This is a genomic window from Winogradskyella ouciana (assembly GCF_009709615.1).
GTDB classification, from domain to species: domain Bacteria; phylum Bacteroidota; class Bacteroidia; order Flavobacteriales; family Flavobacteriaceae; genus Winogradskyella; species Winogradskyella ouciana.
In genome coordinates this window covers 1-282 of sequence record NZ_WJYA01000050.1, presented here as the reverse complement: position 1 = coordinate 282, position 282 = coordinate 1, and the positions used below count along the sequence as shown (strand labels likewise).

The window sequence follows — 282 nt, the reverse complement described above, 5'->3', positions numbered from 1 at the left end:
GGATTGGATGCCGGGTGGCGGCTACGCCTTACCCGGCACACAACGGACAGGGGGCGGTAGCCCGGCTAAGCGCAGCGCCAGCCGGGAAACTGCAGCTTTATTTAATGTAGGTAAAGGCGGTGGTCACCCGGGATACGCCGCTTACCCGGCTGGCAATATCCGCCGCCGCCCGGCCTTCGCGGTCGGTCACCAGCCCCATCAGGAAGACTTCGCTGTTTTCCGTGGTTACTTTCACGTTCGAGGATTTGACCTGATCGGTGCTCAGGAGCTGCGAACGCACCT

1 protein-coding gene is annotated in these 282 nt (G+C 62.1%); it reads right to left on the bottom strand.

The window, feature by feature from the left end; genetic code table 11:
- Positions 1-97 precede the first annotated feature (97 nt).
- Positions 98-282, bottom strand: a 185-nt coding sequence (locus tag F1003_RS18560; RefSeq protein WP_155090345.1) for a BON domain-containing protein, incomplete at its 5' end; no start/stop codon positions are given.